Source organism: Flavobacterium sp. NLM (assembly GCF_002210235.1).
GTDB classification, from domain to species: Bacteria; Bacteroidota; Bacteroidia; order Flavobacteriales; family Flavobacteriaceae; genus Flavobacterium; species Flavobacterium panici.
Genome location: NZ_LIAC01000006.1, coordinates 1 through 23,463 on the forward strand (window position 1 = coordinate 1; position 23,463 = coordinate 23,463).

Genomic DNA, 23,463 nt, shown 5'->3' on the forward strand with positions numbered 1-23,463 from the left:
GTAGAGACGCACAGCAGTGCGTCTACCCAAAGTTTATCGACATAGATAAATCAAATTCCAAAAAAGTAAAAATCCCAAATTCCAACATAACATTGGAATTTGGGATTTTTTATTTGAAATTTTTGAAACCTTATTTTACTTCTTTAATTGTTGTGGCATCGATCCAGCCTTCAGTTCCGTCTGTTAATTCGATTTTTTTCCATTTTCCAACCGTTTCCATAACATAAACTTTTGCTCCTTCATGAAGCAGGATAATAGCAGAACCTGCTTTTTGAGGTTCGCTTCTAACTTCGCTTAATTCAGCAAAAACAATTGCCGGACGATCGTTGTCAAAATGGTCTTTTTCAGACATTCCAGCAAAAACACTTAAAATCAAAGCAACTAAAAGAATAAACATTCCAATGAAATAAATTCTTTTTGTAATGGTAAGCTGTGAAAAATAGTAACCAATAAAACTCAGCAAAAATACAAAACCAAAGGCAACAGAAATCTTTGCCCATTGATTATAATCGAAAATGCCCGTAAAGTTCTGGATTAGTTTAGCAAAACCAACTTTCGGAACTTCTTTGATTTCATCAATTGTTAGCTTTTTGGCAAATTTTAAGTTATTTAAAGTCTCAGGATCATTTGGTTTTAATACCAAAGCTTTTTCGTAATTGTAAATAGAAGGCGCAACTTTATTCAGTTTATAATAACTGTTTGCCAAATTAAAATACAACTCTGCCGACTGCTGTTTGTTTTCTTTAATAATATCTTCATAAACCTGAACAGCTTCCTGATATTCTCCCTTTTGGTACAAAGCATTTCCTTTTTCAAAGCTGCTTTGAGCAAAGAAAACCTGTGAGATTAGTAAAAAGAGATATAATATATTTTTCATTATTAATTTTTTAAACCCGACAGGTTTTTAAAACCTGACGGGTTTGAATTTAAGTTAAAAATTAAACGATTTGTTTTTCTAATTCTGAAATAATCAGAACAGCTTTATCATAATCCTGCTGAATCGAAGCACTTGATGCCGGAGCATAACGTGCAAATTCACAGTTTTCGGTCAGATTAATGAAATTCTGAACCGTTTCAGGATTTGAATTTCTTGATAAAAGCAGTTCCTGAATATTGTCTTTACTCATTTCTGAAGTCTCAATGTGCAGTTTTGCTTTTAAGAAATTGTGCATCGCTTTTTCCAGAGCAATATAAAACACCTCTTTATTATTAAGCTGTTTTTTAGCCTGCGATAAATATTTCTTCGCAAGTTTATTGTTCATTCTAATTCTGTTTCCGGTTACATCGCTGTCAATCGCTTCTTTTTTCTTTCTAACCAAAATTATAATTGGAATAATGGCAAAAGGGAAAAACAATAAAGCATAATACAAATCTGAACCGTAAAAATCATCTTTAGCAATTGATGCTAAAGTTGTTTTTGACTTAATATATTTAAATTGTTCTGTTTTAGTAATTACGTTTTTAGCTGCTGTCGAAGGATTCGCTTCCGCTAAAGTCGGACCGTCTAAAACATCCACCATAATTTCAGGAGAAGTTATCGTTTTATAAGAGCCTGTACTCAAATCAAAGTAAGAGAACGTCATTGGCTTGATCGCATATTTTCCTTTGTACTGCGGAATAATAGTGTATTTGTCGGATATTTTTCCAGACATTCCAGACAATGAAGTAGTTACTTTTTCATCGTGAACAGGATCATACATTTCTAATGCATTTGGTACAACAGGTTTTGGCAAAGTAAACAATTTCATGTTTCCTGTACCTGAAGCGCTCACAAGCAAATCTAAACCTTCACCGCTTTTTAGCGTTGTTCTGGACGGTGTAACTTTAAAACTAAAGTTACCAACTGCTCCGGTAAATCCTTCTGGTTTTCCTGATTCAGGAAGTGGTCTTACACTTATTGTTCTGGCTCCGGTAGTTACCACTTTATTATCTTCAGCAATAATCATCTGGCCAAACATATCACGGCGATTTGTTGGCAATTGCACGCCAATATCTAATGAAAATGGTGCAATTGTTAATCTGCCTGATTTTTGCGGATATAAAATAGCTTTCTTTAATATTACATAATGACATCTCTGGCCCTGGTAACTTCCTTCTTCCATTACCAATCGTGTGATGTCAATATTCTGATTCCAGAAATCATTGTATTTTGGTTTAGCAATTTCTCTAAATCCAGTAACACCAATTTCATTAAAATACAGTTTGTAAACAACTGTTATTGGTTCATTTACATAAGGAGTTGTTTTAGAAACCTCTGCAACTAATTGTAATAATTCGTTTCCAGAGCCTCCGCCTTGCTGTCTTGGATCATTCGGATCTCTTTCCTGCGCAACAGCATTGGTTACAGTAACTTTTATTGGAGCCGTTTTGTAAACCTGTCCGTTATATTCTATGGCAGCCTGTTTAATAATAACAGTCCCTTTTTTTTCAGGCTGAAGAATATAAGAATATATTTTTTGAAAAGAGCTTCGGCCGTTTACCCAAGACTGGCTTATTTGCTGGCTTGGTCCGGCTACAAGTTTAAATCCTTCAAATGCAGGCTGGTCAAAATTATCGCCATCGACATTCATAATGAAATCAATGCGGAGTCTTTCGTTAAGTCCAAGCGTGTTTTTGCTTACTCTGGCTTCAAATTGAACTTGAGCCATAAGCCCTTGAAAAGTGAGCAGTAATAGAATTAAATATCTTTTCATTAATTGTTAGTCAGTTTTTGTTTAACTGTTTAATTGTTAATTTGTTTAATCGTTTTTTTTACTGTTTTATTGTTACAGTTTTGCCGAATAACAGATTAAAAAATAAACGATTAACCTAAAATCCTACCAGTCTTTTTCTGGTTTTTTAGGATTTCCTTTTATTTTTTGAGCGTTTACTTTGTCTTGAATTTTCTTTTCTTCGTTGTTTACAGCATCTAATAAATTCTGAACACGTTCTTTTGAAATTCCTCCGGGCTGCGGTTTAGGTTCTCCTTTATTGTCAGACTTGTCATCTTTCTTCGGATCATTTTTACCGTCATTTTTATCTTTGTCCTTATCGCCTTTGTCGTCTTTTTTATCCTTGTTCTTATCCTGGTTTTTATCCTTGTTCTTGTCTTTATCTTTGTTTTTATCCTTGTCTTTGTCCTTATCCTTATTTTTGTCTTTGTTCTTATCGTTATTTTTAGGAGGATTTTCTTTTAGCTTTTGTTTCGCGTAAGCATAGTTGTAACGCGTTTCGTCATCGGTAGGATCATTTCGTAAAGCTTCTTTATATGCTTCAACAGCCTGCGTATAATCTTTCTCTTTCATAAAAACGTTACCAAGATTATGAAAAGCTTTGTGTTTTTCAGGTCTTGTTTTGGCAATCTTTATGGCATTCGCGTAAGCGTATTTTGCTTCAGAAGCCTGATTTTGTCTGTAAATAGAGTTTCCTAAATTATAAGAGCCAGCTGCACGTTTTGAAAATTTTGAAGCCGAAATCCTGTAATTAGCTTCAGCATCAGTAAATTTATTCTGCTTATATTCTTCATTGGCATCAGGCAATGTCTTGTCTTTTTCCTGAGCAGAAACTGCAAAAGGAAGCGTTAGTAAAATATAAAGAAGTAAATTTTTCATTCTAATTTTTTATGTTTTTTATTTTGCCACGAATTGCACGAATTATCACTAATTATTTTTTCGTGTAAATTCCTGTAATTAGTGGCTAAACATTATTATTTCTTTTCGTTGAATAAATTCAACTCTTTAATCCAGTTTGTTTTTCTTTCTAAAAGGAAAATGTCTACAAATAGCAGTAAGAGCCCAAAACCAATAAACCATTGAAACTGCGATTGAAAATCGGCCATTTGTGTCGATTCAAATTCCGTTTTCTGAATCTTGTTTAATTCGTTTTTGATGAATTCCAAAACCTCTTTCGTATTTCCGCCGTAAACATACTTTCCTTTGGTTGCAAGGGTTTTTAATCCTTCCTGATTTAGTTTTGTAATAACAGTTTGTCCGTTTTGATCTTTCTGGTAATTTTTAACGATACCATTTTCTCTTAACGGAATTGTTCCTCCTCTTTCTGTTCCAACACCAATCGTAATGATTTTGATTCCTAGTTTACTAGCTTCTTCTGCAGCCGCCGAAGCACCTTCAGAATGATCTTCACCATCAGAAATTAAAATTATAAGTTTGCTTGTTTTGCTTTTTTCGTCAAAATATTTAGCTGATAATCTAATTGCTTCATCAAGAGAAGTCCCTTGTGATGAAACCATATCAGGATTCATGCTTTGCAGGAACATTTTAGCAACACTATAATCAGATGTAATTGGCAAAACCGGGAATGCACTTCCTGCATAAGCCACGATACCAATTCTGTCACTTCCTAAAGAGTTTATAATCTGCGAAACCAATTGTTTACTTTTCTCTAAACGACTTGGTGCCACATCTTCGGCAAGCATACTTTTAGAAACGTCGACAGCAAAAACGATATCAATTCCCTCGCGTTTTACAGTTTCCATTTTTGTTCCAATCTTCGGATTTACTAAACCGATAATTAAACACGCTAATGCCAAAAGCAAAATCGATAATTTTAAAACAGGTTTGAAAACAGATCGGTCCGGACTCAGTTTTTTAACCATGTCTAAATCTCCAAATTCACGTTGTTTTTTTCTTTTCCAATACATATTGAAAAGGAAAATACACACCACAATTGGAAGTAATAGTAAGAGATATAAATATTTTTTTTCGTCTAATTCCATAAATTTTTTAAAATTCCAATCCCATTATTGCCGGGATAAATTCCAAATTCCAAACTTGTTTTAAATTCTAATTTTATAAATTCCAAATTCCAATTTGTTATTTGGAATTTTTTGATTTTTCAAATCAAATGAAGCTTCTGTAAACTGTATTTCTTAAACCAACTTCAAGTAGTAATAAAAATGCTGCGATTAAAACAAAAAATCTGTATTTTTCGTCGTAATCGTAAAATTTTAATTCCTGAATTTCAGTTGTTTCTAATTTGTTAATTGAACTGTATATTTCAGCTAATCTATCGTTGCTTGTTGCTCTAAAGTATGTTCCGTCTGTTTTGCGGGCGATATTTTTCATTAACTGCTCATCAATTTCAACTTTCTGCATTTTGAATAAAAAACCGCCGTTTGGTGCATAAGCGTATGGAGATTCTGCCATTCCGTTTGTACCCAGACCAATTGTATATACTTTTATTCCATATTGTTTTGCAATATCAGCGGCAGTTTCCGGCTCAATAAATCCGGCATTATTAACACCGTCTGTCATTAAAATAACAACCCTGCTTTTTGCTTTACTGTCTTTCAAACGATTTACTGCCGTTGCCAATCCCATTCCAATTCCGGTACCATCTTGTAAAACGGTATCATATTTAATTCCTTTTATAGCTTCAAGAATAATTGGTTTATCGCTTGTAACAGGAGTTTTTGTATAAGCTTCAGAAGCGTATAAAACTAAACCAACCCTGTCATTTGGTCTTTCTTCAACGAAATCAGCAGCAACTCTTTTTAAAGCTTCCATACGGTTTGGCTTTAAATCTTTTGCGAGCATACTTCCAGAAACGTCAATTGCTATTACAATATCAATTCCTTTTTTCGTTTTAGTCTGATTGCTGATGTCGACTGTTCTTGGTCTTGCTAAAGCAATAATCAGCGAACTTAAAGCAATAATCCTGAAAACATATAAACTAGGCTTTAATTTGGTCAACAACGATTCGCTGTTTTTAAAACCCGCCGTCGAACTCATTTTTAATGTAGCCGACTGCTGATTTCTTTTCCAAAAAAACCAGCCAATAGCGATTGGAATTAACAGAAACAACCAAAAGAATTCCGGATTTAAAAAAGTGATCTGATTATTCATTAGTTACTTGCTTTTTTAAGTTCAACAGAATTTAGAATTCGGGTTGTAATGTCGTTTGCATACGTATCGCCTTCTTCATGGAAAATGATTATTTGCTGTAATCCCTGATCTTGTTTAAAAAGCAGGATTTCATAATAACCTTTTATACTTGTTTTATTTGCCGGATTTAAAACAGTCATTGTTCCGTAACCTTTTATTCCCTGAATACCTTGATTAGTTTGAAAATCTTCTTGCTTAACGATGATATTTTGACCTCCTTGCAGCTCGATTACTTTTAAAGCGCCTTCTAAAGCCTTAGATAAATCAATATCAGTAGGAGTTTTAAATTTGGTAGTTGAAACTGCCACATAAAAATTATCAATCATACTTCCGTATGCAAAAAGCTGCATTTCCTTAATCAACGCCATTGTTTCTTTTGGAAGTGCTTTTTGTACATCCATTCGTTTTAAAACTTTTGGAGTTTCAATGATAACGCCCGGATTTCCGTATTCACTTTTCACCCATTCTCCTTCTAATAATTCTTTAGTAGGATGTCCGATAATATTGTCTTTTACATAAGTAAAACCTTTTGTTGCAATAAAGAAAGTTGTAGTTGCTAATAATAAAAACAAAACAGAACCTACTGTAATGGCAATTCGTTTGTTTCTTTGTTTTTTTAACTGCAGCTGAATTTGTTTTTGTCTTTGCGCTTCGTTTAGCAATTGATCTTCTTCTTCAGCCGGAACTTCTGTTGGGATTGCATTGTCAAGCGTTAAAATTACTTTCTGAATTTTATTTCTGTCATCCGTAATTTCAAATTCAAGCGGTTTTGATTTCGCAAATTTTACTAAATCGGCCTGACGTAAAACACGTTCCAGATTCTCCACCGTTTCTGGCGTTAAAGTCATTTTCTTTTTAGTAGAAGCTGTTCTAATGGCCTCAATTAATTCAGAAGTCGTACTTTCCATTGCTGGAATGTGAATCGCTTCTTCAATATAGTTACGCGCAATATCCGTTAGTTCACTATAATATTCTTTAATTTCTCCTTTTTGAACAAGTTCTTTTGACTCTAAATTGTTTAATAAGCTTGTCGCTTTTTCAATAGGAGTTTTATAAACTTCTTCTTCGATTTTTTTCTTCTGATGTTTTTTAACGTACCAATAAATTCCGGCTCCAATTGCTAAAATAATAACCAGTGCCAAAACGTATTTCCACCAATCGCCAATTCCGCCATCTGCAGCGGTAATGTCTTTGATATCATACATTTTTTGCTGTAATGTATCGACTTTTACATTAGCAACTTCAACTCGAATAGAATCTGAGAAATAAGGTTTTTTATCAATTAAAATTTGAACACTCGGAATCACGTATCTTCCTGAATCAAATTGAGTTAATCCATATTTTTTGATTAATTCGTAAGTATCGTTTTTCTTTACAGTATCAACCGGATAAGATTGAATAACCTCTAAAGGACCAAATCTTTTTAGTTTAGGGAAAACAACTTTCGAATTAGCATTTACAACCGTTTTCAGCGTTAGCTTAAATTCAGCGCCAATTTTATTTTTGGTGGTATCAATGCTGGTTTCGACTTGTTTTTGAGCAAAAACAGCCGTAGAAAGCAAAAATAAAAATATGTAAAACTTTAATTTCATTTGATTTGTGATTTCAGATTTTAGTCTAAAATGAATGCTTAAAATTGGAACACGAATGACACAGATTTAAGCGGATTTTTTATTTGAATAATTAGAGCAGATAAAAATTCTAAAATTTAAAATCTACAATCTAAAATTATATTTATCGTGACTTGAAATAGCCTAACAGCTTAGTAACATAATTTTCATCAACTCTTGTGTTTACTACACCAGCGCCAGATTTACTGAAAATATCTTTGAAATAATTTACGCGTTCCTGATAATGTTTTTCGTAATTCATTCTCACTGTTTTTGAGCCTGTATTTACCAATTGAATTTTTCCCGTTTCGGCGTCAAGCATGGTTACCATTCCTAAATTTGGGATTTTTTCTTCACGCATATCATATACGCGAACACCTGTAATATCGTGTTTCTTAGAAGCAATTTTTAAAGTCTGTTCGTAATTCTCAGACATGAAATCAGAAATCACGAAAACAATCGCTTTCTTTTTCTGAGTTCCCGATAAAAATTTCAAGGCTTGTGAAATATCTGTTTTGTGGCTTTTTGGTTCAAATTCGATTAATTCACGAATGATTCTCAAAACGTGTGAACGGCCTTTTTTTGGCGGAATGTATAATTCGACATTATCAGAAAATAAGATCAATCCAATCTTATCATTATTTTGTGTAGCCGAAAAAGCCATCGTTGCAGCAATTTCTGTTACGATGTCTTTTTTAAACTGACTTTTTGAACCAAAACCTTCAGAACCCGAAATATCAACCATTAAAACCATGGTTAATTCTCTTTCTTCTTCAAAAACTTTTACGTGGGCTTCGTTGTAGCGTGCGGTTACATTCCAATCGATGTTACGAATATCATCGCCATATTGGTATTGGCGCACCTCGCTGAAAGTCATCCCGCGCCCTTTAAATGAAGAATGGTATTCACCCGAAAAGATATGATTACTCAGTCTTTTGGTTTTGATCTCTATTTTCCGTACTTTTTTTAAAAGCTCTTTTGTATCCATTTTTCGGATTGCAGATTTTAGATATTAGATTTTAGATTATTTTTAGATTGCAGATTTAAATCTAAATTCTGCAATCTAAAATCTAAAATTTTTTTAAGGTACTTCAATCTCGTTTACGATTTTGTTGATAATGTCTACAGAAGTAATGTTTTCAGCTTCAGCCTCATATGTGATTCCAACTCTGTGACGTAATACATCATGCACAACAGCACGAACATCTTCTGGAATTACATAACCACGACGTTTGATGAAAGCGTAACATTTAGCAGCATTTGCTAAGTTGATACTTCCACGTGGAGATGCTCCAAAACTGATAAGTGGTTTTAAGTCGGCTAATTTATATTTCTCTGGGTAACGAGTAGCAAAAATGATATCCAGAATATATTTTTCAATTTTTTCATCCATATAAACTTCACGAACTGCTTCTTGCGCACGTAAAATTTGTTCTACAGAAACTACGGCATTTACTTTTTCGTAGCTTCCTTTTAAGTTTTGACGAATTACAAAACGTTCTTCATCAATTTTTGGATAATCAATTACGGTTTTCAACATGAAACGGTCAACCTGTGCTTCAGGAAGCTGGTATGTTCCTTCTTGTTCAACCGGGTTTTGAGTTGCTAAAACTAAAAAAGGACGATCTAGTTTGAAAGTGGTATCACCAATTGTAACTTGTTTTTCCTGCATCGCCTCTAAAAGCGCAGACTGAACCTTTGCCGGAGCACGGTTTATCTCATCGGCAAGTACGAAGTTGGCAAAAATTGGCCCTTTTTTAATAGAGAATTCGTTTGCTTTAATGTTGTAAATCATGGTTCCGATAACATCGGCAGGAAGTAAATCCGGCGTAAACTGGATACGGCTGAAAGAACCCTGAACCGCTTGTGACAAAGTGTTAATGGCCAAAGTTTTTGCTAAACCAGGAACTCCTTCAAGTAAAATATGTCCCTGACCCAAAAGACCAATTAACAGGCGCTCGACCATATGTTTCTGGCCCACAATAACTTTGTTCATTTCCATTGTAAGAAGGTCTATAAAAGCACTTTCTCTCTCAATTTTTTCATTTATCGCTCTAATGTCTAAAGTCGTTGTATTTTCTTCCATATAAATATTTTTAAAACCTTGATTTTTACGCCTAATTTTTGAGAGTGCAAATTGAATATTTTTTAAGAAGTAAGATGTTAAAGAATGGTTAAAACTTCGACCAATCACCTAATTTTAAGGACGAATTGTGAATCTATTTTTATATTTTTAAGAACTTTGGTGATTATGTTTTATAAAAGCATATTTATTAGCAAAAATAACTCAATATAACCATGAGCAAAACAGCATTATCGCCTATAATTTCGGGCACTATGAATTGGGGTGTTTGGGATAAAAACCTTTCACCAAAAGAAATGGAAAACATGATACAGATTTGTATCGAAAACAAAATCACAACTTTTGATCACGCCGATATTTACGGAGATTATACCACCGAAGCCGATTTTGGAAAAGCATTCAAAGCTAGTAAAATTTCGCGCGAAAAATTACAATTAATTACAAAGTGCGGAATTCAGCTTGTAACAGAAAGCCGTAATAACAAAATCAAACATTACGATTATTCTAAAGAGTATATCATTTGGTCTGTTGAAGAATCTTTAAAGAAACTGAAAACAGATTACGTTGATGTATTTTTACTGCACAGGCCAAGTCCATTAATGCAGGCAGATGAAATTGCAGAAGCAATTGAAAAATTAAAATCGGAAGGGAAAATTTTAGATTTCGGACTTTCGAATTTTACAAGCTCACAAACCGAGCTAATTCGCCAGAAAACAGAAGTAAGCTATAATCAGGTACAATTTTCTGCAACTCATTTTGAACCAATGGTTGACGGAAGTCTGGATTATATGCAGACACACGGAATTCGTCCATTGTCATGGAATCCGCTTGGAACTGTTTTTAGAGAAGACACCAAAAAAACACGTCGTTTGAAAAAGTTATTTTCAACGTTGCTTGAAAAATACCACCTTGGTGCAGATACGCTTTTATTGGCGTGGATTTTAAAACATCCAGCTGCAGTTATTCCAATTGCTGGAACAGTTAACGTTGCCAGAATTCAATCTTTAGCAAAAGCGGTTGAATTAGAAATGGATAAAGAAGACTGGTTTGCGATCTGGACTGAAAGTATGGGTGACGATGTAGCTTAAATAAAAATATTAGCCCACGGATTTTACAGATTTAAAAAATTACAGTGTAAATCTGTTTGATCTGTAAAATCCGTGGGCAAAAAACAAACACTTAGAATGAAAAAAACAGTTTTAATTACTGGCGCTACAAGCGGAATAGGAAAAGCTACGGCTCAGATTCTAGCTAAAAATAACTATAAAATTATTCTTTGCGGAAGACGTAAAGATCGTTTAGAAGAATTGGAAAAAGAACTTTCTGTTTTTACAGAAGTTCATTCGCTTTCTTTTGATGTTCGTGATAAAAATGATGTTTTGGAAAAAATTAGTGCTTTGCCAGATGCATTTTCAGATATTGATGTTTTAATCAATAATGCCGGAAATGCGCATGGTTTAGATCCAATTCAAACAGGAGATTTAGACGATTGGGACGCGATGATTGATATTAACGTAAAAGGACTTTTATATGTTTCAAAAGCGGTGATTCCGAAAATGACAGCTAAAAATTCCGGACATATTATTAATATTGGTTCAACTGCGGCTAAAGAAGTTTATCCAAACGGGAATGTTTACTGCGGAACCAAACATGCTGTTGATGCCATTACAGCCGGAATGCGAATCGATTTAAATCCATTCGGAATTAGAGTTGGAGCAATTCATCCCGGAATGGTAGCAACAGAATTCAGTGAAGTACGTTTTAAAGGAGATACAGAAAGAGCTTCAAATGTATATAAAGGATTTGATCCGCTGCAGGCAGAAGATATTGCAGATATTATTCATTTTGTGGTTTCAAGACCGTATCACGTTAATATTGCCGATTTAGTTGTGATGAGCACGGCGCAGGCATCTTCGACAATTGTCAAGAAAAATATTTGATAAAATTTTATTGTAAAGACGCACGGCAGTGCGTCTTTTTTACGTTTTAAAGTAATAGAATTGAAAGTAAAGTGATTACAAGTTTTAATTAGTGTAAATTAGTGCAATTAGTGGCAAAAAAACTTAGACTATGATTAATAAACGCCTTTTAATAAAGAATTTACTTGCTCACAATGACGAGAGCAGTTTTTATGACAAAAAAAGGCAGTTGAATCTACATTCGCGAGAAGGAAAAGGAAAGTTTTTAAAACACATTTGCGCACTTTCCAATTCAAATCCGGCGAATAACTCTTATATCGTTGTTGGAGTAGAAGATCAGGATAACGAAATTGTAGGCGACGATTTCTTCGATGACAGCCGAATTCAGAATCTCGTAAACGCATTTCTGGAAAATCCTCCAAAAATTCAATACGAAAACGTGCCATTTCCAAATCTTCCAAAAGATAAAGTAATTGGTTTGGTTACGATAAAGCCAAAAAGTAAAATTTCCTATTTTAAAAAAGGAATTCATACCATTCTTGCCAATAGTGTTTTTATAAGACGCGGCAGTAATTCCATTCCTGTGGAAGAACATGAAGAAGTCGAAAAAAATAATCAGAATACAGAAACCGTAATTGGGATCGAAAATAGTTCCCGAAACAGTATTCAATATACGCTGGACGGCGTAATCGATTTTATGAATTTCAGGCATAAAGATATGTCGCCAAAATACAATGTTTTTAAAGAATTGTTTGTGATTTGCTGGGCGGGAGTTCCAAAAAAATCCAGAGATAAAACCTTTTTATCCCGCGTAGATATTGAGTTAATTAATGAGCAGGTTAAACTTTTTTATTCGGCGCAGGATGTGGTTACAATTTTCTTTGATGATGATACTTTTACAATTACAGAATATGTTCCGCTTGGATTAAATGATAAAACAAGTTATTACCCGCTTGAAGAACAAACGATTCACTTTTTTGATAACGGTTATTATAAAATTGACCGTAAAATGCTTTTTCAGCCACCTGAATTCAATAAACGAATGTTATTTCATATTTACAATGCAAATATTGCATTGCTCCAAAAATTGCAAAGAGGGATTTCTTTATCTGGTCGTGAATTAATAGATCTTGAAAATCTTCCTTCAACTTTTATGATCTGCTATTTGAATGGTTTTGATGATGCCAAGCAAAAACTAATTGACGCAAAATTACTTTTAAAGCCTTTTGGGCAGGCTTATTTATCTTTTAAAGAAGCTTTACGAGTTTTGAGAAAGATGAAGTATGATGTTCAGTAGATTTCTTAAGCGTAATTTTCAATAAAAACGTTCTCAATTTTTTTTAAGTTGTCATTTTCCTCAAAATGTAAATGACTTATTTCATTATTGTAGAATTTTTCTATAAAAAGTTTGATAATATACATAACTTCAGTCCTGTTATCACTATTGGTTAAAAGTTCTTTAACCAAATAATTACTTAGTTTTAGCTTTTGATTTTTATACTGGTCTGACATCAAAGTAGAATCTGAATCTTTATGTAAAATAAGCATTTTATTGACTTTGTTTATTTCTTCTATTAGATCTAGAATATGATATAATTTGTTGTCTTTCATTTTGCTGCAGATTAAAATTTTATTTCCAAGAAACCTTTTGATAACCTGTTTCCTCTAATTCTTCTTGTTTTTGTAAATCGGTCGAGCCAATATGCTTTGTCGCTTATATATCTAAAATTATTAATATGATTTTCGGGATAAACTTCAATAATATAGGCATCAACACCATAAATAATTTCTGAATTAGGGTATTTGAATGCATCAAGTTTTGAGCCTAATTGAGAAACGATCTTGTAATCTAAAAATGTTACTAAATCAATATCTCCGGGATTATGTTTTTTTGTTACATATGATCCGTTAAGCCATTGATGCAGTTCGTCTAAATTACATACTTTTTTGAAATCTTCATTATATTTAACATAAGCTTCAAAAATTTCTTTTCTTTTTATAGAAGGAATTTTTAATACAAACTCATTTTCTAACTCTTGTACTGTAGAAGTGATTTTATTATCTGGTACTAATAAACCAGAATGATTGAAAGTTAACATGAAAATAAATTTAAACAACCACAAAAGTAAGAAAAAGATTTCTTTTTGATGTTTGATTGTTTTTCTTATTGAAATTTCAAATATTTACTCACTTTATCATACGGAAATACAATTTCTTTTGGGCCATCGGCATAAGATGCAGCTTCGTATGAATTGTAATAAAGAAGCAAACCTGCAGAAGTATAGAAAATATTCTGAGGCAATTGAAATTTGTCATTTTCGAACATTAAACCTGTTGCGTTTATGTTGGCATTTTCGGGAATTTGATATTTAAGTCTGAATTCTTTTTCGGCGAAAGCCTTAAACTCTTTTTCGTTTTTAAACAATTGTTCGTTAAAAATGACTTTTCCGGTTTTTTGGTTAAATAATAAAGACCTGAAACCTTGGTAACCATGTGCGCCGCCGGTAAAAGTATAATGATCTATTTTGATGTTTAAAATCTGCTCAGATTCAAATTCGACATTTCCCGTTATTTTTCCTTCCCAGCCAAAAGTATCGTGTGGGAATTTTTTATGCATTTCTTCGTAAGATTCAATAAAAGATTTTGACAATGATTTATAATCGTTGACCTTTGTTGAGTCTTCGCCGAAATAGATGATTTCTTTTATTACATTGAAAACTTTTTTATTAATACTGTCAGCGATGATCTTTTTATTTTTAGCAATTGGGACTTCTATTGTGATTTTCGGGCAATCATTTTTGCACGGAATAGTAGATTTTTCTTCAAACGTTTCATTTTCAAATGAAAGCTCTTTGTTGCAACTCGTAAAAATCAAACACAAAAAGATTATAAATATGTAATTTTTCATATCAAAAAGTGTTAATTATCTACAAAGGTAAGAAGTTGTATCAGGATAAAATAAATTAAGCGGTAAATTTGTGCGACAATTATGGATTTAAAATTTATAACTATATGAAATTCAATACAAAAGTAATACATGGTGGTCAGCATCATGATCCAAGTACAGGAGCGGTAATGCCGCCGGTGTATCAAACGTCAACTTTTATTCAGACAAGTCCGGGAAAACCTCTGGCAGATTATGAATACAGCCGCGCATCAAACCCAACTCGTACAGCTCTTGAAGAGGCTTTAGCAAGTATTGAAAATGGTACACGCGGACTGGCTTTTTCTTCTGGTCTTGCCGCTACAGATTGTATTTTAAGATCATTTAAAGCAGGTGACGAAGTTATTGCAATGGATGATTTATACGGCGGAACTTACCGTATGTTTTCAAGAATTTATAAAGATTCAGGAATAAAATTCCATTTTGTTGATATGACGGATATTGCAAAATTGAAATCATTAATCAATGAAAATACAAAATTGGTTTGGGTAGAAACGCCAACAAATCCGTTAATGAAATTAGCTGATATTGCAGAAGTGGCAAAAATCACTAAAGAACATAAAATCTGGTTTGCTGTAGACAATACTTTTGCAACGCCATATTTACAAAAACCTCTTGATTTAGGTGCAGATATCGTTATGCATTCGGCTACAAAATATTTAGGCGGACATTCTGATGTTATTGCCGGAGCTTTAATTGTAAAAGATGCAGCTTTAGGAGAACAATTACATTTTCAGCAATTTGCTACTGGAGCAACTTTAGGGCCAATGGACAGCTTTTTAGTTTTAAGAGGAATTAAAACTTTGGCATTAAGAGTGCAAAGACATTGTGAAAATGGAGAAAAAGTAGTGGAGTACTTAACTAAACATCCAAAAATAAATACAGTTTATTATCCTGGATTAGAAAGTCATCCATTTCATGAAATTGCAAAAAAGCAAATGAAAGCTTTTGGCGGAATGGTTTCTTTTACATTCAAATCAGGTAAAAAAGAAGATTCTATTGCGTTTTTAGAAAAATTGAAAGTATTTACTCTGGCTGAATCTTTAGGAGGAGTAGAATCATTAGCAAATCATCCGGCTTTAATGACACACGCTTCAATTCCTGCTGATAAAAGAGCAGAAGTTGGTATTACTGATGACTTAGTAAGATTAAGTGTTGGAATTGAAGATGCTGAAGATTTAATTGCAGATCTAGAGCAAGCTTTAGCATAAATTAAATCCCAAATAAAAAATCCCAAATTCCAATTTTAATATTTTGGAATTTGGGATTTTTTTATTTTGATATTTCCTCAGAATTAGAATTCTAAGTAATAGATGTATCCAACATTAAACCAAACCTGCCAGTCATTAGCCTTGTTTTCTTCATAAAGATCTTTGTTCGGGTTTAAACCATCAATCCAGTCTGAGCTAAAAGCTTGAAAACGAGTTTCAAACATTACATCGCTCATTTGAGTTAATTTAAGGTGGAATCCAACACCGGCAGTTGCTGCTAAAGCTACTCCGCTTTCACTTGCAAAACCATATTGATGACCATCTGAAGGAGTTAAATATTTAGGAAAAGTTGTTGACGGAAGTCCTAATTCACCCATTGTTGAGCTTACTTTCGAAGTATAATAAGTTGCCAGGAACCCGACACTAAAATACGGGCTAAAACCGCCTGCTGTATTTTCGAAATCGTGAATTTTCATAAATGGAGAAAATTCTAACTGAGCTCCAAGATTTAATAAAGTAGATTTACCACTCATTGCTTTTAATTGCGCAACAGCCAATTTGTTTTTTGCAGTTTCAATATAACCGCCAAAATGGTTAAGAGTTGTGGTATTAAAAGATAATTCGGATCTAACTTTAAAATGTTCTGTGAAGAAACTTTCTCTGTTGTTATTTGCAGAAAAGTTAATAAAGTGAACAATTCCTACACCAAAACCGGTGTTTCCCACATTGGTATCGAAATTATGTCTTTCTCCAAAATCGGACTGAAATGCTACAGGGCCGAAAATAATTCCTACTTCTTGTGCCAGATTAGACTGAGCATTGGCAATAGTGGTAATGCCAAATAGGGCGAAAATTGTGAAATATAGGTGTTTAAACATCTCTTGGGGCTTTCAAAATATTGGCAAATATAAAAAAAACATAGTCGAATCAAAATAATATATACTTCTATTAAAAATTTAATAACAAAACACTTAATTTTCTGACTTTAAAGGCGGTAAATTGCTGTAAAATCGCAGGTGTAAAATTGTATTTTTAAGATTGTTTAAAAAATACACAATTCTTCTCTAAAAACAAAAAAAAATAACAAATCATGTTGATTTTGCTATATCTTTGTATGTTATAACGAAATCGTTTTCTTAAAACGTATTTTCTTATGTAATTGATTAAGTTTAAAACTATTATTTGAATAATTTATTATAAAATGGAACAAAAAATAAATGAATTTATGGCTCTTGTGGAGTCAAAAAATCCAAACGAGCCAGAATTTCTTCAAGCCGTTAGGGAATTTGCAGAAACGGTAATTCCATTTATCGCAGAAAGAAAAAAATACGACGGTAAAAATTTACTTCTTAGAATTGCTGAACCAGAAAGATCTATAATTTTCAGAGTTCCGTGGGTTGACGACAAAGGAGAAATAATCGTAAACAGAGGTTTTAGAATTCAAATGAACTCTGCGATTGGACCATATAAAGGCGGAATCAGATTTCATCACACTGTAAACCTATCAGTTTTAAAATTTTTGGCTTTCGAGCAGGTTTTCAAAAATAGTTTAACAACACTTCCAATGGGTGGAGGTAAAGGAGGATCTGATTTTGATCCTGAAGGAAAATCAGATGCAGAAATAATGCGTTTCTGTCAATCATTTATGACTGAATTATGCCGTCATATTGGTCCTGACTTAGACGTTCCTGCAGGAGATATTGGAGTTGGTGCCAGAGAAATTGGTTATTTATTTGGTCAATATAAAAGAATTAGAAATGAATTTACCGGAGTTTTAACTGGAAAAGGACTTGCTTACGGTGGTTCATTAATCAGACCTGAAGCTACAGGATATGGAGTAGTTTACTTTACAGATCAAATGCTTCGTACAATTGGTCACGAAATTAAAGGTAAAAGAGTTGCTATTTCAGGATTCGGAAACGTTGCCTGGGGTGTAGCTTTAAAAGTGAATGAATTAGGAGGAAAAGTTGTTACGATTTCGGGACCTGATGGTTATATTTTGGATGAAGAAGGTATTTCTGGAGAAAAAATAGATTATATGGTTGAAATGAGAGCAACTGGCGATAACAGAGCAGAGAGATATTTAGAAAGATATCCAAATGCAATTTTCCATAAAGGGAAAAGCCCTTGGGAAGTTAAAGTTGATATCGCTATTCCATGTGCTACTCAAAACGAGCTGAACGGAGACGATGCCAAAAAATTAATTGATAACGGTGTTTTATGTGTGACAGAAGCGGCTAACATGCCTTCTACTTTAGATGCAATAAAACTATTTTTAGATAATAAAGTACTTTTTGCGCCAGGAAAAGCAGCAAATGCTGGTGGAGTTGCAGCATCTGGATTAGAGATGACACAAAACTCTATTCGTTTAAACTGGACAAGCGAAGAAGTAGATTTAAGATTAAAAGATATCATGGTTGGAATTCACAACCAATGTAAAAAATACGGTGCAGAAGAAAATGGTTATGTAAACTACGTAAAAGGAGCTAACATTGCCGGATTTGTTAAAGTTGCCGATGCTATGCTTGCTCAGGGTGTAGTATAAGATTAATTACAATTGAAGAATGCTCTCATTTGTCTTGTTAAGGATAAATAGGGAGCATTTTTTTATTTCGTTAAAGAACAAAAATCAAATACTTTCGTTTGTAGTATATTTGTCTATCCGATATTTGTAAACAATGACAAGAAAGTTTCTTTACGTTTTATTTTTAGTACTATCTCAATTTGGCTTTGCACAAGGCCAATTATCATGGGAAGGCTATTTTTCGTTTAATGAAATAAAAGATATTTCAGAATCTTCTACAACGGTTTTTACTGCTTCAGAAAATGCCTTGTTTTCTAAAAATGCTGCTTCAAATACTGTAAAAACAATAACAACTGTCGACGGACTTTCGGGACAGACAATTTCTGCAGTATATCATAGCGAAAGTTTCAAAAAAACAATCGTTGGTTATGAAAATGGTTTGATGATCATAATTAATGAAACAGACGGAAGCATCATAAAAAAAGTAGATATCATTAATAAACAATTATCGGCAAGTCTTAAAAAGATCAACCATTTAATGGAACATAACGGATTATTATATGTTTCCTGCGATTTCGGGATTGTGCAGTTTAATTTAACGACATCACAATTTGGAGATACTTATTTTATTGGAGATAATGGTGCCGAAATCAGCGTAAAACAAACTACTTTTTTTAATGGATTTATTTTTGCAGCAACTTCCAGCGGAATTAGAAGAGCCGATATTACAAATCCAAATTTAATCGATTTTAGCCAGTGGACTGTAGTAAACACAGGAAATTGGGCAAGTGTTGCAACACTGGATTCAGAACTTATTGCAATTAATTCAACGGGAAATATTCATCGATATAACTCCAATATTTTTGTTGCTTTCTTGCAACTTCCGCAGCCTTCTGTTGATATGCGAGCGGTAAATAACAACTTGTTTGTGACAACATCAACTTCGGTTTACGTGTACAACAGTCAAATGGTTTTAACGCGTTCGATAGTCAATACACAACTTCCGGATATCAATCTGACGTTTTCTTGTGCATCGGCAGTTGGCGATATAATTTACATCGGAACAAAAGAAAAAGGATTATTTTCTGGCGCACTTTCGGGAATTGGAACTTTCGAAAACAATACTCCGGCAGGTCCTTCACGAAATAATATTTTTTCACTAGATGTGACACCAAATGTTCTTTGGGCAGTATACGGAGATTATGATATTTATTACAATCCTTATGACTTAGATAGTTATGGTATAAGTAAATTTAATAACTCAAAATGGTTAAATATCCCATATTCAGAAGTTTATGATGCAAAGTCAATTACTCGTGTTATTGTAAACCCAAGTAACGAAAAACAAGTTTATGCAAGCTCTTTTTTCTCTGGATTATTGCGAATTGAAGATGATGTTCCGAATTTTTTATTCAATGAAAAAAATAGCGGATTAGAAACTTTGACTTATGAAGGGCCAAATTATATTGACGTTCGTATTAACGGAACTGCATTTGACAGAACAGGAAATTTATGGGTAACAAACAGCCGAATTAAAAACGGATTGAAAGTTTTAAAAACCGATGGTCAATGGCAGAGTTATTCTACAAGTACAATTTTAAGTAATGCCGAAAGTACAAGTTATGCGAATATTGTTATTGATAAAAATAATGTCAAATGGATTTCTACAAGCAATGATGGTGTAATTGCATTTAACGAAAGCACGAATACTTTCAAAAAAATGACTTTTGGTACCGATGCAGGAAATTTACCAATTGCAGATGTAAGATCAGTTGCAATCGATACCAAAAACCAGCTTTGGATAGGAACTACAAAAGGATTAAGAGTTTTGTCGAATGTTGGAAATTTCCAGACCGAAGCGCAGCTAAAAGCAAATCCAATAATTATTCTGGAAGATAATTTGGCTCAGGAATTAATGTACGAACAGTTTATTACTTCAATTGTGGTTGACGGCGCGAACAATAAATGGATTGGTACAGCAGATTCTGGTATTTTTATGGTTTCGCCAAATGGTCAGGAAACCAAATATCATTTTACAATTAATAATTCACCTTTGCCAAGTAACACGATAAACGATATTAAAATCAACAGCGCAACCGGAGAAGTTTTTATAGCAACCAATAAAGGAATGATTTCTTTTAAAGGAATTGCAACCGGAGCAAACGAAGATTTAAATAACGTTTATGTATACCCAAATCCGGTTCGACCAAGTTATTCCGGAACAGTGAAAGTGGCCGGTTTGATTGATAAAGCAAATATCAAAATCACCGATATCGAAGGAAATTTAGTTTACGAAACAACTTCTGAAGGCGGAACTATAGAATGGGACACAACAGCCTTTGGTAAATATAAAGTAGCCTCCGGCGTATATATGGTTTTTATTTCTGCACAAGACGGCGGCGAAACAAAGGTCAAGAAAGTTATGATTATTCGATAGTATTCAGTCGCAGTCACAGTTTTCAGTTTTAATTTAGATTTCTTCAATCTAAAATCAACAATCTAAAATCTAAAATTCGTTGCAAGTCAAAACCAAAGCAATAGTAATCTCATCTTTAAAATTTCAGGAAAAAAGCTTGATTGTAAAATGTTTTACACTTTCAAGCGGACTGAAATCTTATTTTGTGCGCGATGCTTTTTCGAGCAGAAAAGCAAATCAAAAAATTGCTTATTTCCAGCCATTGTCTATTTTAGAAATCGAAGCCGTTCATAAAAACAAAGGCACTCTTGAAAATTTTAAAGAAATAAAAAACGGAATCCCTTTCCAGACCATTCATACTGATATTGTAAAAAGTACAATGGTCATGTTTCTTTCAGAAATACTTCATTATTCTATTCAGGAAGAAGAAAAAAACGAATCCCTTTTTTTGTTTTTAGAAACCGCTTTAACTTGGCTTGATAATCATGATGAAATTTCTAATTTTCATTTGATTTTACTTTTAGAAATCACAAAATACTTAGGTTTTTACCCAGATGTTTCAGAAATTGATCTGCCTCATTTTGAAATGAATGATGGTGTTTTTACGCTTTTAAATAAAGGAAATGTACTTTCTGAACACGAAACTGGCTTACTTAAAAAGCTAATCGATTTAAAGTTTGATAATACCGAAAAAATCTTTCACGTAGTCGAAAGACAAATTTTATTGAAGGTTTTAATTGATTACTACAGCTTTCATTTAGAAGGATTCAAGAAGCCAAAATCACTAGAAGTTTTGAAAGAAATATTTTCTTAAAACTGATTCCTATTTTTATATATTTGTGCAGCGAATTTTTATTAAAAAAATCTTAATTTTTCTTTTAATAAGTTAATTCGCGAACGATAAGCCTCAAACAAATATTAATTTTTTAACGAATCAATCACTATGAAGAAAATTACTTTTTCGATTATTTTGCTTTTATTAGTCAGCGTTTCGGCCATTTCTCAAAGGAAATACGACGAAATTGTTAACACAGAGAATGCCGTACAAGATTTGGTACAAAACGGAATTACAGGAATCGTTGTTTTTAAAGAAGGCGGAACTGTAAAAGGTTTAGATCCTGAAACTAAAAAAGTGGTTTGGACTTTGACCAAAGAGGATTTTGGAGGTAAATCTGCAGTGGATATCATAGCCGACACAGATCTTACAAAACTTTTTGATGATAAAAGTACTTTAACAAACGTTGCCGGAAGTCCTTATGTTGAAGCTTACATCAATAGTAAATACCTTATCATTAATACTGATACTGGAAAAGTGGTTTACAATTCATCAAAAGAATCTTTTTGGGTAACACAATCAGATTTTATTCCTGAAACAAATGAGTATTTGCTTACTTTGAAAAAAGATGGCGACATGGCAATTGCATTATTGGATATGACGACTGGCGAATTAAAATGGACTACTACTGTAGACAAAGCAAAATCATTATTTAGCTTTTCTTTAAAAGAATCTGTAAACACAAACGTTGCTACAGTACACGGATCAGTAATTTACTATTTACTGTACGGAAAATTATATTCTTTTGACAGAGCGACAGGAAAGTTAAACTGGAAAGGAGAAGAAGATTATTCAAAATTCTTTTTAACTCAAAATGATAAAAACATTGTTGTAGTGAACAACACCGGAACTTTTTCGAATAAACAATATTTGAACGTTTTGAATACAGAAACAGGAAAAAGTATCTGGAAAGAATCTATCAAAACAAAAAGAGTTGTTTATCTGGAAGATTGGGGAACAAAAATATTGGTGGCACATTATAGCGGATTTAACTTTTTTGACCTAAAAACAGGAGAAAAAATCTGGAAAAAAGATGCTCGTGGAGACGGATTGAAAAGAGTAATTCCAATTGATCAGGATTTCTTATACGTTGCAGAAAACGAAATGATGTTGATCAACAAAGACGGAGAAAAACTTTGGAAAAAATTCATCGAAATCTCTGATGATAAAGAAGACCCAATTTATTACTTAGGAAAAGTAGGAGAAAAAGTAATGTATCTTACAGGAACTTACGGAAACATGGTAGATTATAAAACAGGAGTTAAACTTTGGAAACGTAATATCTCGTTTGACAAAGATCGTCCGGTTTTGCCTACTTATGACGAAGCTACAAATTCGTACTTAGTATATAATGACGAGAAATTGTACAAATTTGATCCAAGCATTAGCGACAAACCAGAGCCATTTGCTAAAGTAAACATCAAAAAAGAAAAAGAATTAAACAGTATCGAATTATTCCCTTGGGGAGTTGTGCTTTCAGGACCACTTGAAGTTATGGGGGTTAATATGGATGGTACAGTTAAATATCACCTTACTTATTCACAGCCTGGAGAAGGAACAAGACGTCTTATTAAAAGTGCTGCTATTGTTGGAAGCATTGGTTTAGGTGTTGGTTCTGGAGTAAGTTCAGTTAAAGGTGCTGATTTGACTATGACATATCGTGATACTGACGGTAACATGAGAACAGTAGTTGCAAAAGGAGATCAGACAAATAAGGATCAGGCAAAAACTTATGCAGCTGGATCAGCGGCTTTAGGTATAGTAGCGGCTAAATTTAACTCTCGTTTTAATGCTATGAAACAAAACAGAGACTACTCTTATATTTTTGCAAAAGCAGAAACTGGAGAAAAAATCCTTGTAAAAGTGAGTAAAGTTGACGGTCTTGAAGTTGATAAAATTATTTTCAACAATAACAAACCAATTTATGAAGTAGATCCTGCAACACAAAACATTTTTTATGTTTCGGATAAATCTATTCAGATCTTTAATAAAAAATAAGAAAAATAAAAACCCAAAGCCATCAGGATTTATTTCTGGTG

20 protein-coding genes are annotated in these 23,463 nt (G+C 33.2%); 8 read left to right on the top strand and 12 right to left on the bottom strand.

Going from position 1 to position 23,463, the window contains the following annotated elements; all coding sequences use genetic code 11:
- Nucleotides 1-130: 130 nt before the first annotated feature.
- From APR43_RS08695 to APR43_RS08730, 8 genes are all read right to left on the bottom strand, one after another.
- Complete coding sequence (locus APR43_RS08695; RefSeq protein ID WP_053473375.1) at nt 131-877, bottom strand: tetratricopeptide repeat protein; 747 nt, start codon at nt 875-877, stop codon at nt 131-133.
- A 61-nt stretch (nt 878-938) separates the two neighbouring features.
- The gene (locus tag APR43_RS08700) at nt 939-2,693 is read right to left on the bottom strand and encodes a BatD family protein (protein WP_053473374.1); all 1,755 of its coding nucleotides are present in this window, start codon (nt 2,691-2,693) and stop codon (nt 939-941) included.
- A 123-nt stretch (nt 2,694-2,816) separates the two neighbouring features.
- Nucleotides 2,817-3,590, bottom strand: a complete 774-nt coding sequence (locus APR43_RS08705; RefSeq protein WP_053473373.1) for a tetratricopeptide repeat protein — start codon at nt 3,588-3,590, stop codon at nt 2,817-2,819.
- Nucleotides 3,591-3,685: 95 nt separating this feature from the next.
- Nucleotides 3,686-4,714, bottom strand: a complete 1,029-nt coding sequence (locus APR43_RS08710; protein WP_053473372.1) for a VWA domain-containing protein — start codon at nt 4,712-4,714, stop codon at nt 3,686-3,688.
- A 124-nt stretch (nt 4,715-4,838) separates the two neighbouring features.
- Nucleotides 4,839-5,843 (bottom strand): vWA domain-containing protein, encoded by a 1,005-nt coding sequence (locus tag APR43_RS08715; RefSeq protein WP_053473371.1) that lies wholly within the window; start codon nt 5,841-5,843, stop codon nt 4,839-4,841.
- Nucleotides 5,843-7,474, bottom strand: coding sequence for a hypothetical protein (locus tag APR43_RS08720; protein ID WP_053473370.1), 1,632 nt, complete (start codon nt 7,472-7,474; stop codon nt 5,843-5,845). The genes APR43_RS08715 and APR43_RS08720 overlap by 1 nt, the downstream gene beginning before the upstream one ends.
- Before the next feature lie 142 nt (nt 7,475-7,616).
- Nucleotides 7,617-8,480 (bottom strand): DUF58 domain-containing protein, encoded by an 864-nt coding sequence (locus APR43_RS08725; RefSeq protein ID WP_053473369.1) that lies wholly within the window; start codon nt 8,478-8,480, stop codon nt 7,617-7,619.
- 93 nt (nt 8,481-8,573) lie between these two features.
- A complete protein-coding gene (locus APR43_RS08730) occupies nt 8,574-9,578 on the bottom strand; it encodes an AAA family ATPase (protein WP_053473368.1) in 1,005 nt (334 codons plus the stop codon).
- Nucleotides 9,579-9,790: 212 nt separating this feature from the next.
- Here APR43_RS08730 and APR43_RS08735 point away from each other — a divergent pair, with 212 nt between their 5' ends.
- From APR43_RS08735 to APR43_RS08745, 3 genes are all read left to right on the top strand, one after another.
- The gene (locus APR43_RS08735) at nt 9,791-10,663 is read left to right on the top strand and encodes an aldo/keto reductase family oxidoreductase (protein ID WP_053473367.1); all 873 of its coding nucleotides are present in this window, start codon (nt 9,791-9,793) and stop codon (nt 10,661-10,663) included.
- A 96-nt stretch (nt 10,664-10,759) separates the two neighbouring features.
- Nucleotides 10,760-11,515, top strand: coding sequence for an SDR family NAD(P)-dependent oxidoreductase (locus APR43_RS08740; protein WP_053473366.1), 756 nt, complete (start codon nt 10,760-10,762; stop codon nt 11,513-11,515).
- A gap of 130 nt (nt 11,516-11,645) precedes the next feature.
- Nucleotides 11,646-12,791 carry an ATP-binding protein gene (locus APR43_RS08745; protein ID WP_053473365.1) on the top strand — a complete coding sequence of 382 codons (1,146 nt, stop codon included), beginning with the start codon at nt 11,646-11,648 and terminating at the stop codon, nt 12,789-12,791.
- 5 nt (nt 12,792-12,796) lie between these two features.
- Here the strand turns inward: APR43_RS08745 and APR43_RS08750 are convergent, their stop codons facing one another.
- The 3 genes from APR43_RS08750 to APR43_RS08760 form a co-directional block, all read right to left on the bottom strand.
- The gene (locus tag APR43_RS08750) at nt 12,797-13,105 is read right to left on the bottom strand and encodes a hypothetical protein (RefSeq protein WP_053473364.1); all 309 of its coding nucleotides are present in this window, start codon (nt 13,103-13,105) and stop codon (nt 12,797-12,799) included.
- A gap of 11 nt (nt 13,106-13,116) precedes the next feature.
- Nucleotides 13,117-13,593 (bottom strand): DUF6932 family protein, encoded by a 477-nt coding sequence (locus APR43_RS08755; RefSeq protein ID WP_053473363.1) that lies wholly within the window; start codon nt 13,591-13,593, stop codon nt 13,117-13,119.
- A gap of 65 nt (nt 13,594-13,658) precedes the next feature.
- Entirely contained in the window at nt 13,659-14,402 is a 744-nt protein-coding gene (locus APR43_RS08760; RefSeq protein WP_053473362.1) for a DUF3298 and DUF4163 domain-containing protein, read from the bottom strand.
- Between the two features lie 104 nt (nt 14,403-14,506).
- Here APR43_RS08760 and APR43_RS08765 point away from each other — a divergent pair, with 104 nt between their 5' ends.
- Nucleotides 14,507-15,649 (top strand): cystathionine gamma-synthase, encoded by a 1,143-nt coding sequence (locus APR43_RS08765; protein ID WP_053473361.1) that lies wholly within the window; start codon nt 14,507-14,509, stop codon nt 15,647-15,649.
- Nucleotides 15,650-15,732: 83 nt separating this feature from the next.
- On the opposite strand, the gene APR43_RS08770 is transcribed toward APR43_RS08765, so the two are convergent.
- Entirely contained in the window at nt 15,733-16,527 is a 795-nt protein-coding gene (locus APR43_RS08770) for a THC0290_0291 family protein (RefSeq protein WP_053473360.1), read from the bottom strand.
- 323 nt (nt 16,528-16,850) lie between these two features.
- Here APR43_RS08770 and gdhA point away from each other — a divergent pair, with 323 nt between their 5' ends.
- From gdhA to APR43_RS08790, 4 genes are all read left to right on the top strand, one after another.
- Nucleotides 16,851-18,194 carry an NADP-specific glutamate dehydrogenase gene (gdhA, locus tag APR43_RS08775; RefSeq protein ID WP_053473359.1) on the top strand — a complete coding sequence of 448 codons (1,344 nt, stop codon included), beginning with the start codon at nt 16,851-16,853 and terminating at the stop codon, nt 18,192-18,194.
- 133 nt (nt 18,195-18,327) lie between these two features.
- On the top strand, nt 18,328-20,610 hold the full coding sequence (locus tag APR43_RS08780) for a T9SS type A sorting domain-containing protein (RefSeq protein WP_053473358.1): 2,283 nt from the start codon (nt 18,328-18,330) through the stop codon (nt 20,608-20,610).
- Between the two features lie 79 nt (nt 20,611-20,689).
- Nucleotides 20,690-21,403, top strand: coding sequence for a DNA repair protein RecO (recO, locus tag APR43_RS08785; RefSeq protein WP_053473357.1), 714 nt, complete (start codon nt 20,690-20,692; stop codon nt 21,401-21,403).
- 129 nt (nt 21,404-21,532) lie between these two features.
- Nucleotides 21,533-23,422 carry a PQQ-binding-like beta-propeller repeat protein gene (locus APR43_RS08790; protein WP_053473356.1) on the top strand — a complete coding sequence of 630 codons (1,890 nt, stop codon included), beginning with the start codon at nt 21,533-21,535 and terminating at the stop codon, nt 23,420-23,422.
- Nucleotides 23,423-23,463 lie beyond the last annotated feature (41 nt).